Here is a 12777-nt window from a genome sequence, read left to right as displayed (position 1 = left end):
TAGTTAGTTAGTTAGTTAGTTAGTTAGTTAGTTAGTTAAGATTTCCCTGCAAGCAATTCCCCTTGGGTGGGCATTTGCCTAATATCCACTGCAGTCCATGGATGGCCGTAGTAGGAAACGCCGTTTGATGATCCGCCTCGGGGATAATCAATAGCTTAGTCTGCGGCCTTGAGGACCATTGTTGCATCAAGTCATAAAAGGCTTGAGCCTCCTTGACCATGTCTTCCCCTACCCCGTTAACTTTCTTTTCTAACTCGCCAATGCCGATAAATACCTTGGCTGAGACAGGTTTAGCGCTTTTCCTGAACTGCTTTTCTAATTCAAAAATGTAGCCTTTATCCCACCAGTAAGACGGGCTGCCGAGAATATAGCTGTCAAACATCTCAGGTTTGCTCATCAAGACATAGGTGCCAAAAAGGCCGCCAAAAGAATTGCCGACAAAAATCCTGCTGCCAGCTTCGGCTCGATAATGACGTTCGACATAATCAAACACCGTCGTTTCGATAAAGTCCCTGTGGGCTGCTGCCCCGCCGGTAATGTCTTTCCATGCTGGATTGACACTTGGGGTGTAATCACGATTACGGCTCGAGCTGCCCCGACTTCCTTCGGAATAGGAGATAGCAACAATAATGGCTTCATCCATTTTATTAAAATTCATCGGAAAGCGGGTCGCCCCAGAGACAATTTGAAAGCTGTACCAAGAGTCAGTTAAATAAATGACGGGATAGCGTTTATTTGGCTGACTGCGATAAGACTTAGGTAACTTGATAAATAGCGGGTAGGTTCTGCCGCTAATTGAGTCTTTAATATCAATCACTGCGCTTCGTGGGATCTCAAAGGCGGCAGGATGATCTAAGGCATTGGCTTGTTGCGCCTCTTCCACTATCCCTTGAGCGCTTTGATTGGCTGAGAAAACATCCATTGATATAGCAAGAGAGAATGTGGTGAGCAAGAAGAGAAAACAGTTTTTATACTTCAAAATCAATGCCTTTATAAAAATAGGCTAGCTTAGCAAACGGGTAACTGATTTGTAAACAGACTTAAGCTGCACAACTTGTAAATATGACCCCAAACTTAACCGCTGGCTTTTGTCGCTCCCTTGCTAGGTCTTTAGTCGTCACCTATAGTTTAAAAAAAACTCGCTGGAATAACATGACAAGTCTAGCTCAAGCCCTTATTGCTATAGGCCTTGTACTCTTACTGTTATCACTTAAACCTACATTTGCCATTAGCCAGCTGCCCACAGAGCAACAAAAAGGCTGGCGAATACTGTTTATGCTTATTTGCTGCTTTGTTTTGGGTTATTTAAGCTTTCTTTTTATGCTGATGAATCAAGCGATCACCCCACTAGAGATGGTGGTCGCTTGGGTTTTTTGTGGCGGCGGCGCCTTCGTTTATCTCATCACCAGAATGAGTCAAAAAACCATTCACCTGCTCATCATTAACGCCAACACTAACCTTCATAGGGCTCATCATGATGAACTCACCCTGTTGCCCAAACGGCAACTCTTATATCAGGCAATGGATCAGCATATACAAGCAAACAAGCCGTTTTGCTGCATGATGCTGGATTTAAATGATTTTAAGCAAATTAACGACCGCTTGGGTCATGATTGTGGCGATTGGGTTCTGATCTCAGTGGCCAAGCGTATTCAAAGCATCATGCCCAAGGATGCCATGGTGTCAAGGCTTGGTGGTGATGAACTGGCGGTGATTATTAACGGCCGCTATAGCGAATGTGGCGAGGATATGGCCAAAGACATCCAATTAAGCGTTAGCCAAGCGATTTCCTATAACGAAGAATCGCTAACCATAGGTGTCAGTATTGGCATCGCCGAATTCCCCCTCCAAGGGCAAACTCGTGAACAATTGCTCAAGCAAGCCGACATCGCCATGTACCATGCTAAGCGCAACAAAAAAGCTTATGCCTTGTATCAGCAAACATTTGAAGTAGAACTTGAAAAAAACGACGCCTAAACTGAGTTAGGCGTCGTTTGTTTGGGGGATTTATACGATTACTAGTTAAGGCCTAAGAGGCATCCAAGAGCGCACCTTGACCGTTATTGGTACCATTAATCGGCTTCCAAAAACCTTGGCTAATGCCCTTGTCTATCATTTCAGACACTGCTAGCTCGATGGCTTGTAGCACACAAAATTGCACAGGCTCATTGGTGGTGAAGCCAAATTCCGCTTCAGCGAGGCGATTAAGGCTAGTGTACCTGAATAATCCAGCACGCATTTCTTGAGACAAGACACGCTTAGTGGTAGACACTGACATCATCACTTTACCCGTATGAACATCCACAGCGCGCAGATAAATCGTCACTTGGTCTTCACGGTACATTTCAGAGGCGCCAATGCCATAATACTCAACGCCAGCGCCGCCCGTGCTGGTATTAGTCTCATAACTGATGATGCCGCCTTCCAGTAGCAATCTCGCATCCGAAAGCCCTGGCATATCTTCTTTGCTGCCTTGTTTAGCGCTTATTTTTCTTTCTGTAAGCAGGTTCTGCAAGCCCTCACGTTCAACCGGAGTAAACCATTTAGAGTCCAGTAGCGTCTGCACTAACATGGATGTTGCGCCTTGGGTCACTGCAGTAGAGAAAGAGCTGACATTGGCCTGGGGCTTATATTGCCCGGTCTGATCGCGAAACGAATACACAGCCACAGGAATGGCATACTTGGGACCAGGTTTTGCTTGCAATGAGCGCATGGTTTCGCTCATAGGGTTGACTTCGGCTTCGCTTAGATTCAAATCAGGCTTTGGGATTAGACTGCAGGCAGATAAACCCAAGCTCAGGGCGAGTATTGTGATGAATGACTTCATTAATTAGCCCCCGTAGTTGGGGCCGTAGGAAAAGTCGGCATTTCGATGACAGTCACATCACCGGTTTCTAAGTTAGTGATGGTCAGCATTACCCCATTAGCCGTCGGTGACACTTCAACCCTAAAGTCACCGGTATCGTAAACGCCATCGGTAATTTCGCCATTGGCAACTCCGCGAGTAATGGAATTGATGATATTACGCTCTAAGGACTCCTGAAAACGAGTGACAAAATCTTTGTCATTGGTTCTGGCATTGTCGTTTTGCGCTTGGGCTTTATTAAGTAAAAATGAGCCATTTAATGCTGAACCGCCAAAACTTGGATTAACTGGGGTATAGACTAACTCAGTAGCCTGAGTCAAAGCGGCAAAGCTAATTAAGCCGCCCGCTAATAACATCCTGTTTTTCATTATTATTATCCTAAAATCCGTCGTAGTTACTCGATAATTCACCGGTTAATGCTTGAGCCTTCACTTGCGCTATGTAATCAATACTGATCAATACCGCCTGCTCGGCTTTTTCTTTTACGGGTGAAGCTCGCCTGCCAAAGTGGGTAGAATAAATTTTTGTGCCGTTAATTTCCAAGGTCAATAGAGTGCCTGCCTGAGGAAAAACAGTTTCATTTAGGGTGACGTTAAAACCTTGAGTGAAAGATAAATCACGCCAATAGCTTGAATAATAAAAACTGAAATCCTTGCCGAAGCGAGTCAAGGTTCTATCAATCACTAAACCACTGATCTCGATTTCATCTTCCGCCATCTGCCCAGCCAAGGTACTAGGCGCACAGCACAGAATTGTGAGGAACAAACTTATTATCGCCAGTGCTTTCATTGGGCCAGTACTTTCATGGGGTTAGTCCGTCTACTCATTAAACTTGCTAATTTAGTGCAAACCTTAACTTAGTTGTTAAAAAAACTTAGTTGTTAAAAATTCGCGACACCAGAGTAACAGCATCCCCCTGATATCGTCACTGAAGAAAGCCATTTGCAGGCAAAATTAGCCCCTTTGGCTAATGCGAAAGTCGCAGGACTAATCCTTTTGTCTAATAAACGTGAACGTTCAAAATTGAAATAAAAACGTTATTTCTTAATAGCCGACTAGGCTTAACCCAGTTGTACTCTCATTAACACTAAGGAAAGTTCTCATGAATAAGAATGCACAAAGTACCCTCACAGGCGCGGCATTAGCCATGGCTATGGCCAGTATGTCTGGTTACGCCACTGCAGGTGAAACAGCCACCGCACCCGCGGCTGGCAGCGCAGATTTGGTCCATTGCTATGGCGTTAACGCCTGTAAAGGCCACAACGATTGTAAAACCGCAGACAATGCCTGTGGTGGCCAAGCAAGTTGTAAAGGTAAAGGCTTTGTTAGCCTTCCTTCAAAAAGCTGCGGCGATGTCGGTGGTGATGTCAGAGATGCTTGGGTCGGCAGTATAGTTCAAGCCGATCTTGTCCACTGCTATGGTGTTAACGTCTGTAAAGGCCATAACGACTGTAAAGGCGCCGATAACGCCTGTGCTGGACAAGCAAGCTGTAAAGGCAGCGGTTTTGTTGCCGCGTCGGCAAAAGCCTGTGGTGACATTGGCGGTAAAACTGGCTCTTAAGTCAAAAATGCTTGTCTGCGCTAAGTGGCAATGATTAGCCTTGTTGTTGCGCAGACAAGGTCATTTAGCTCACGCTTTTTCAAGCCATGGCTATCCACATTGTCATTAGCCATGTCACTAACATTAGTAAGGAGTTTTCATGGATGATGCTGTCATTACTCAGCCTTTCTTAGGATTCGGCTTGGGTCTAAGGACCGATCATTTTGAACATATTTTGCAGCACCAGCCCGATATCGATTGGTTTGAGGTGCTCAGTGAAAACTACTTAGTCGCTGGGGGCAAACCTAGGTACTATCTTGAGGCCATCGCCGAGCAATATCCCGTCGTCATGCATGGCGTGTCCATGTCCATTGGCAGTAGCGATCCCTTAGATATGACGTATTTAACAGCCCTTAAAAAGCTCAGCAATGACATTAAGCCCAAATGGATCTCAGATCATATCTGCTGGACCTCCATTCACGGCATTAATAGTCATGATTTACTGCCACTGCCCTACACAGACGAAACCGTGACTCATGTGGCCGAGCGTGTCGCCCAAGTGCAAGACTTTTTAGGGGAGCGCATTCTGCTTGAAAATGTCTCCAGTTATTTATCTTACAAGGACTCCACTATGGATGAGTGGCAGTTTTTAAGCCGAGTCGCCGAGGAAGCAGACAGCTTAATATTGTTAGATATCAATAACATTTATGTTAGCGCTCGCAATCATCACTTCGACCCCATGACCTATCTTGAGCGCATTGATGCTCGTCGAGTCCAGCAATTTCATTTAGCCGGCCACAGCGATTACGGTGATTATGTCATCGACACTCACGACCACGATATTCCCACCAGCGTGTGGGACTTATATCAAGCAGCCTTGAAACGTTTTGGCCCTGTCAGCACCATGATAGAAAGGGATGCCAACATCCCAGCCTTTCCCGCGCTTTATCAAGAGCTGCGCCACGCACAAGCCTTAGCGAACCAGACCTTGCCAGGCAACCCTGAATTACAGCGTTCACGCTTAGGCAGCCAGCGATGCAGTAGTACTGAAAACACCAACACCAACACTCATATAAAGCCATTAGCGTATCGAAAGCCATTAGCGGGTGAGATGTCATGAGTGAACTTGCCAAACTTCAAAGCCAATTTATGGACTACCTGTTAACGGAGAGCCTTGATGGCCAAACGCCCCTAAGCCAAGGGGCTGCAGAATTTCAGGCTAGAATAGCCGACCAACAGGGGATCGGCGCCGACGTGCGCTTGCAAATTTACGCTAATGCTTATCGCATTCGCCTAAAAGAGACCATGGAAACCGATCATGAAATGCTCGGGCTATATCTCGGGGATGAGCTCTTCGACAAACTCGCCGCGCAATACACTCAAGCTAATCCATCTAGATTTCGCTCCCTGCGGGAATTTTGCGATGCCTTGCCTGATTTTTTACAGCAAGACAGTTTTTTCAGCCAATATCCCATATTGGCAGACATCGCCCGTTTCGAGCGCCGCTTGCTCAGTGCCTTCGCTGCCGCCGATACTAGCAGGGCAAGCTTCAGTGAACTGCAAGCCCTAGCGCCAGAATACTGGCCAAATTGCCGCCTGCGCTTTCACCCCAGTGTGCAAATTTTTATCTGCCACAGTAATGCGGTTGAATCTTGGCAGGCTTTAAAACAAGCCAAGGCGCCAGCCGCTGCTGAATATCAATCCAGACGAGCGTGGCTGCTATGGCGTGGAACGAGCCGTTTAACAGAATTTATTTCCTTAACCGAGGAGCAATTACTGCTACTCCAAGGCTTTATTCGAGGGGAAAACTTTGCCAGCCAATGCGAACTCATGCTCGAATTTCACGATGAACAGCTCGCACCCTTGAAGGTATTACAAGCCCTGCAAGCCTGGTTCACCATGGGGATCATTCGCAGTGTGGAAGTAAGTTAGAGATGCTAGCTTTTATTTTTCTAGGTAAAAGCAAACTTAGAGATGTTGAGATAAAAGGTGAGGTAACTCTGTTGTTAAAACAGCTTTAAAAACCACGTCAAGACACTGATTTATATTAAAAACACATCCACATCAAAGTTCGGTCAATGTAACTCTAGCATACAGGCTTACCATGGCATTCGTTCTACGACACGCAGCAAGTCCGTCCTTGGATGCTCGAACATCCCGTCCATGGGATGGACGGTCGTCTCGCAAACACTCATGGTTCACCTTCTTAGCATTTGTGTTTCTGTTAGCCTTAAAATCTAGACCCAGACTTATGTAAACCCTAACCGTACATTCACAGGGTACATCAACTCCCCTCGAAGTTGCCGATTTATTCACCTAAAAATACCGTACAACCATCAGGGATGATGGTTAAGGCTCGTTGGGCACATGGATGTGCTGTCGAGCCGTTAGGTATTTTTAGGTGAATATGAGGATCAACAACTTCGCGGGCGGCACAGGGGTGTTCCAAGAGGGGAGAATGCTGTTGTTTTCCCCTCTTGGCCAGTGCAGAGTGGAACCCTGCGACTTTGATCCAAACGAAGTTTGGACATAAACGCGTCAGAATTTAATCATGAAGCACAAACAGAAACATGCTGGATCTTTATCTAAATGGTAGCTCTGATGCCAATAAGAGGGTGTTGGGCTAAATGGCTCGAGTGCGTGAGCAGCAGGGATGCTGCGCCCGAGCCCATAGGGATATGTTCACGGCGTCACTCGGGACGTTAGTGCAATGGCCGAAGTCGCCAATTGAGCTTATCAAAACACTCTTTGGGGCATAAATCAGCTGGGTTGAAACTCAGCCTTACAGGCTTGCCATGGCCCATTTTTGTCATAAAAAGTCTCGAAGACACGCAGCCCTTTTGATTTAAACCAGAGTCGTCCATGAGGGCTCGAACATCCCGTCCATGGGATGGACGGTCGTCTCGCAAATCGCCATGGCTCACCTTTTCAGTTTTTGTGTGCCCATTAGCCTTAAAAGATAACAGCCTATCTTTAGTAATCGGGTAGCCGGTAATCCACCTAGTCATCAACCCCAACTCATTTTGGGATAGAAGTTTCTAAGATTTTTAGCACTAATTCGTGAATTGGGGATTAGCATTGAAAACTAACGCTTAACATATGGGGTAATTACTTGCTGGCTATACTGCGTGAAGCGCCAGCCAGTGAGTAATTGTCCCAGCGAACTTGTGAGTGAAATAATGTTTTTGTTAGGCATCATCGAGCGCCCCTCTCTCTAAGTAGCGTATGAATCTCATTAAGTGTGGCGATTTGCCTATGCTCAAATGGTGTTTGTTTATCTGCTTGTTGTAATGTAGCCATTCCAGTCATTACGCCAGCTGCGCCTATAAGAAAAGTTACAGCATTCATTGTCCCTTGGATGTAGAACCAGCCTGCGGCTATAAGCAATAATAATGCTGAGAAAGCAAGAAACTTCCACGTAACCCCATTTTTCCTAGAGCACTCATTCCTTAACAGTTCCTTTCTGTGTGTTTCCTCATGAAAAAGCTCTTCATTGTTGCAATGGATCAGCAACTTATATTCATTATTTTCAGAATTATCATTGATAGTGACATCTCCATGGATATCACCAGAATTGAAGTCTCTCAATATTACTTCCTCTGTAAAGATGCCTAACGCCTAAATCTAGGGAATCCCAGATAATCCCTATAAATATCAAAATAGTAGACACGCATGGTGCTATCTGAACTAATCAATTTCGCCACTCTTACTCATGATGGCTACTAAAACTAACACCATGTGTACTGTTTCTCAACTGGAGCATATCTTACTCGACTTAATCAAAAAACAATGCCCTTATTCTTATAATATAAGCATCAAAAACGCCTTAGTTCTCTGATGGTTGCCACTGATTCCTTGCTCGGTGGTGAACGTTTTATGCCAGCGTAGAGTACAAAACGAGCACCGGAACGAAGGTCCAATCCGCGAAGCGGCTTAACCTGATGCACCTTTTATGTGTTTTCAAGTTTACGCCACACTGATTGTGGTACCGCCGAGTAACTGCCATTAAAAAAGCGATACTTTTCATAAACTCCAAAATTTTTAAGATACTTTAAAGCCTCTATAAATTCTGGTTGATCAATTAGATTGTTGTTGTAAGAAGATCGTTTGCCATCTTTTTCATATGCAAAGAAACTGACTTCTTTAGGTGTATCAGAGTAAGACCTTGCATGAAGCTTAATACTACCGAACGAAAACTCGTACAAGTCATATTCGTAGTACCATTCATAGTAACCATTCTCGTCTTGCTCGCTACAATCTATTTCGTAAACTTTAGATACTTCCATACTAGTCTTAAACATAACGTCTTAGTATTTATGCCTTGTGCTGTTTGCAAGGCATAAATTCCGTGTTGACTCATTCCCAAATATGGCCAATGCCACATCCATGTTATTTGGCTTTTATGCTATAGGAATTTGCTTTTGCGGGGTAGTTGTTTTTTACAGCGCACTTCGGCTAATCGGTTGTTATAGATAGATCTTTTAAGATCTAAATGGTAACTCTGATGCTAATGAGAGGGTGTTGGACTAAATGGCTCGAGTCTATCTCTTGAATGAGGTTGCAGGGATGCTGCGCCCGAGCCCATTGGGACCTTTTTACCGGTAAGAATACGGCGTCACTCGGGACGTTAGTCCAATGGCCGAGATCACCTTGAAGCTAATTCCAGTACATCAAACAAGCTTTGGGGCATAAATCAGCTGGGTTGAAACTCTGCCATAGAGGCTTACCGTGGCATTCGCTCTACGACACGCAGCAAGTACGGTCCCTGTATGCTCGACTGCCCCGTCCATGGGGCAGACGGTCGTCTCGCAAACACTCATGGTTCACCTTTTTAGCATTGGTGCAATCTGTTAGCTCTTAAAATCTAGTCCCATGCCTATGTTAACCCTAACAGTACACTCCCAGTGTTGCACTAATTACCCTCGAAGTTGCCGAAATACGACGATTAAAATACCGTGCAACCATCAGGGATGATGGATAAGGCTCGTTGGGCACAGGGATGTGCCGTCGAGCCGTTAGGTATTTTCTTCGTCGGATGAGGAACAACAACTTCGCGGGCGGCACAGGGGAGTTCCAAGAGGGGAGAATGCTGTTGTTTTCCCCTCTTGGCCAGTGCAGAGTGGAACCCTGCGACTTTGATCCAAACGAAGTTTGGACATTCATTGTCTAACTTTAGAGTAAAATGTGTCAGCACTTAATCATGATGCATATACACAAACATGCTGATTTTTTTATCTAAATGGCAACTCCGATACTGATGGGAGGGTGTTGGACTAAATAGCTCGAGTCTATGACCCCATAGGGACCTTTTTATTCGTATGAATACGGCCTCATTCCGGAGTGAACCCAATGGCCGAGGTCACCACCAATCGAGCTTATTCAAAACACTCTTTGGGCCAAAACAAGTTAATTGAAACTCTGTCATGCAGGCTTACCAATTGTATGCCAGTGCTATTGCTAGGCTTTTACTCAGGGTTGGCTTTCCGCTGCTAGGTTTACCAAAAACGGTGATTTTCTTTATACACGCTCCATTCATTAAGGTAATTCCCATGAAGCCATAACAGAAAACCCGCCTCTTAGGCGGGTTAGACAAATTTAAAATGGATCAATAATCCCAGTATTTTTTGCAGTGATGCTAGATGCGATCCCTAGGGACCTTATTATAGATAAGAAGATTGAATAACTTGAAATCTTAGCTCAACCACTCGATCTTCAATATCCACTAATTTTCTACATCATTTTCCTAAAGCTTGCATTAGGTGCTAGGTACATAAGCGCTGTCACTAGCTTGTCCCCATCGGAATCATTGAGGTCATAATACAAAAATATCTTATCATTGTGTTCAGCAATATAGTTTGTAACTATTTTAAAGGTATTGCTTTCATTTGTGTGCTTACATTCTTTTAATGCATCTACTCCGAGTTTGTCGACAAATTTGATATCTTTATAATAGATTTTTATCTCATCTGAATAGTAAGACTCGCAGTTATGTTTCTCTTCCATTGCACTGCCAGTCCAACTTGTTTTGGTTGTATCAACAAGCGAGCAATTTCTTTGAGAAACAACATAAATTTCGAAAAAATCCTCATGGACCGATTTTATTTCTGCTGTAGGTGTATTATATAAAGCATCACCGCTACTAGAGGTGACTTTATTCAACGTCGCGCCAGGGTAACTGCAAATACCATGACCGTTTTCATTGAGTTTTGAGACTTCAAGCAAACTCTCACGTGCTTGCTCGAAACTCATCTTACTTAAGCTTATCTGGCTTTCAGAGCTTAAGTTATAACTAATGCAACCCGTTAAAAAAAGCATGGCACTTAAGATTAACACTCTCAATAGGAACTCCTTGTATTAAGTTAACAAACTGAAACAGTTACATTTATACACAAACTTCATCTAGACGTATAATTATTTTTAAATAATACGTTAGAAAATTTTACTATTTTAGTAGTGAAATGGACGTTCCCTAATATGGCGTTAATACGGGGCAGCACGGTTAATTCTTATTCCGAGCGGGTCTCGTACTAGAGGCTAATGACCTTTGGCTGCCCTAGTCGCTTGTTATTGACAATCTTTTCGCCAGTTTATCTTTCCATTCTGGAGCAAGCGTTTCTAAGTCTAAAGCTTTGGAAAACACCCTCTCTAAACCCACATAATTTCTATCAAAATATGCCTGAAAAAGTTTTTTAATGCTGATATCGTGGGTAGCATGTTTCTCAATTGATACAGTATCCCCAGTTTGGGCGACCCCAGGCTCTAGCACCCTAAAATACACGCCGGTACAATAATTTTTTGTAAAAAGCTTAACGGCATTAGCATTATTAAGCGCTATCCCAAGTTTGAAACAAGGCACCCTTGGCTGACTCACTTCAAGTAGCGTTGAACCGAAGCGAAACTGATCGCCAATTTTCACATCTTCTTCAGATAAGTTTGATACGCTAAAGTTTTCACCGAACGCCCCATATGAAAGATTTTTATTAGCTAAAATCCCCTTCCAGTAGTCATAATGATTAGATGAAAAAGCGTAAACGGCTTTATGCTCACCACCGTGATGAATAAGATCTGCTTGCTCGTCGCCAACAATGTTGAACGTATCAATAGTCACTTCATCGCAAGTCGGTACTTTAAATATCCCAGTTTTGACGTCTTTTCCGTTATACGAAATGGTTTTTGATTTGGAAATGTTTGTTGATATTATTTTCACACTAAAATCCATATATGAAGAAAAGCTAACGTCTTACTACACTGAGTGGCTGATAACACCCTAGGTGTAAGTAATTGATTAACTTAATCCTACATTTCCTGAGCGCTTGAAGTAAAGCGCTTAATTCACGCTCGTTTAGCTATAGAACCGAATCAGAGTCTAGTGGCATAGCCCATTTTGGACAAAATTTTGTCTGCAAAAGGAAAATGTCCAAACAATAACATCCATATTAAAAAGCCAGCTCGGCATCCTTGCCTCTCGCTCATAAGCGCAATCACCTAAGTGCCATGGGGCGCTTTTACGCCAGCCTCCAATTACCCTGCTGTTAATCTCTAATCATTCAGTGAAGATGTAATGATTAACCTAGGCTACTGATATGAAATCTAGCCATAAAAAAACGAGACTCGCGTCTCGTGTTTATGGCCTGCTTTTAAGCGACTAAGAATAGTCGCCTATGCCCTAGTGACTTGCACCAAGCACTGGCTTATATCAACTCTGATTTATGCAAACCAAGCTTATGCCAATGCGCTGAGCTTATTGGCATCGATGACTTCAATGGCAGTTAAGTAGGCTAGCATGGCTTGTACCTGAGTGGCTAAGTCGCCTCGGCTGGTGTCTATGGTGAGTTCTGCTGCCGTTGGCGCTTCATAGGGTGATGATATGCCAGTGAATTCTTTAATCTCGCCGCTGCGGGCTTTGACATATAAGCCTTTAGGATCACGGGCTTCACACACGCTAAGGGGCGTCGATACGTGCACTTCGATAAAGCGCCCTTCGGGGAACAAGGCCCGCACCCGATCGCGCTCGGCGCGGGTTGGCGAGATAAAGGCAGATAACACCACAAGGCCGGCATCCACCATCAATTTAGCCACTTCACCCACGCGGCGTAGGTTTTCGTCTCTGTCAGAGAGGCTAAAGCCTAAGTCTTTGCATAAACCGTGGCGCACATTGTCGCCATCGAGCAAATAGGTATGAAAGCCTGCATCAAATAAGGCGCGTTCTAATGCCCCAGCAAGGGTCGACTTACCCGCGCCAGAAAGCCCAGTAAACCAAAGTAGCACAGGATTTTGACTCTTCTGCGCCCCGCGGGCCGCCTGATCAATGCTATGTTGATGCCACACTATATCTGTCATAAAAACTCCAACGCTCATCAAAATGAGTCTG

Annotated in this window: 13 protein-coding genes; 4 read left to right on the top strand and 9 right to left on the bottom strand. The window is 44.4% G+C overall.

Annotated elements, in window-relative coordinates:
- Positions 1-31: 31 nt before the first annotated feature.
- On the bottom strand, positions 32-979 hold the full coding sequence (locus SDEN_RS05065; protein WP_232279929.1) for an alpha/beta hydrolase: 948 nt from the start codon (positions 977-979) through the stop codon (positions 32-34).
- 173 nt (positions 980-1152) lie between these two features.
- On the opposite strand from SDEN_RS05065, the gene SDEN_RS05060 reads away from it, so the two are divergent.
- The gene (locus tag SDEN_RS05060) at positions 1153-1977 is read left to right on the top strand and encodes a GGDEF domain-containing protein (protein ID WP_198134629.1); all 825 of its coding nucleotides are present in this window, start codon (positions 1153-1155) and stop codon (positions 1975-1977) included.
- A gap of 52 nt (positions 1978-2029) precedes the next feature.
- On the opposite strand, the gene SDEN_RS05055 is transcribed toward SDEN_RS05060, so the two are convergent.
- From SDEN_RS05055 to SDEN_RS05045, 3 genes are read right to left on the bottom strand one after another with little or no spacing between them, the layout of a single operon-like run.
- Positions 2030-2827, bottom strand: coding sequence for a CsgG/HfaB family protein (locus SDEN_RS05055; RefSeq protein WP_011495423.1), 798 nt, complete (start codon positions 2825-2827; stop codon positions 2030-2032).
- On the bottom strand, positions 2827-3234 hold the full coding sequence (locus tag SDEN_RS05050; RefSeq protein WP_011495422.1) for a curli assembly protein CsgF: 408 nt from the start codon (positions 3232-3234) through the stop codon (positions 2827-2829). Before SDEN_RS05050 ends, SDEN_RS05055 begins: the two co-directional genes overlap by 1 nt.
- Positions 3235-3244: 10 nt before the next feature.
- Positions 3245-3655: a curli production assembly/transport protein CsgE gene (locus SDEN_RS05045; protein WP_011495421.1), complete on the bottom strand. Its 411-nt coding sequence runs from the start codon at positions 3653-3655 to the stop codon at positions 3245-3247.
- A 313-nt stretch (positions 3656-3968) separates the two neighbouring features.
- Here SDEN_RS05045 and SDEN_RS05040 point away from each other — a divergent pair, with 313 nt between their 5' ends.
- The 3 genes from SDEN_RS05040 to SDEN_RS05030 all read left to right on the top strand — a co-directional run bounded on the left by SDEN_RS05040 (position 3969) and on the right by SDEN_RS05030 (position 6338).
- Positions 3969-4427, top strand: a complete 459-nt coding sequence (locus SDEN_RS05040; protein WP_011495420.1) for a BufA2 family periplasmic bufferin-type metallophore — start codon at positions 3969-3971, stop codon at positions 4425-4427.
- 139 nt (positions 4428-4566) lie between these two features.
- Positions 4567-5526, top strand: coding sequence for an MNIO family bufferin maturase (locus SDEN_RS05035; protein ID WP_011495419.1), 960 nt, complete (start codon positions 4567-4569; stop codon positions 5524-5526).
- Positions 5523-6338, top strand: a complete 816-nt coding sequence (locus SDEN_RS05030; RefSeq protein WP_011495418.1) for an HvfC/BufC N-terminal domain-containing protein — start codon at positions 5523-5525, stop codon at positions 6336-6338. Before SDEN_RS05035 ends, SDEN_RS05030 begins: the two co-directional genes overlap by 4 nt.
- Before the next feature lie 1263 nt (positions 6339-7601).
- Here the strand turns inward: SDEN_RS05030 and SDEN_RS05020 are convergent.
- The 5 genes from SDEN_RS05020 to cysC form a co-directional block, all read right to left on the bottom strand.
- Complete coding sequence (locus SDEN_RS05020) at positions 7602-7994, bottom strand: hypothetical protein (protein WP_011495417.1); 393 nt, start codon at positions 7992-7994, stop codon at positions 7602-7604.
- A 362-nt stretch (positions 7995-8356) separates the two neighbouring features.
- Entirely contained in the window at positions 8357-8692 is a 336-nt protein-coding gene (locus tag SDEN_RS05015; protein ID WP_041405681.1) for a hypothetical protein, read from the bottom strand.
- A gap of 1444 nt (positions 8693-10136) precedes the next feature.
- Positions 10137-10745: a hypothetical protein gene (locus tag SDEN_RS05010; RefSeq protein WP_041405680.1), complete on the bottom strand. Its 609-nt coding sequence runs from the start codon at positions 10743-10745 to the stop codon at positions 10137-10139.
- A gap of 214 nt (positions 10746-10959) precedes the next feature.
- Positions 10960-11613: an MOSC domain-containing protein gene (locus tag SDEN_RS05005; protein WP_041405679.1), complete on the bottom strand. Its 654-nt coding sequence runs from the start codon at positions 11611-11613 to the stop codon at positions 10960-10962.
- A 515-nt stretch (positions 11614-12128) separates the two neighbouring features.
- Positions 12129-12746 (bottom strand): adenylyl-sulfate kinase, encoded by a 618-nt coding sequence (cysC, locus tag SDEN_RS05000; RefSeq protein ID WP_011495414.1) that lies wholly within the window; start codon positions 12744-12746, stop codon positions 12129-12131.
- Positions 12747-12777: the final 31 nt, after the last annotated feature.

The organism is Shewanella denitrificans OS217, from assembly GCF_000013765.1.
Classification (GTDB): Bacteria; Pseudomonadota; Gammaproteobacteria; order Enterobacterales; family Shewanellaceae; genus Shewanella; species Shewanella denitrificans.
This window is presented reverse-complemented; position numbering and strand designations above follow the sequence as displayed.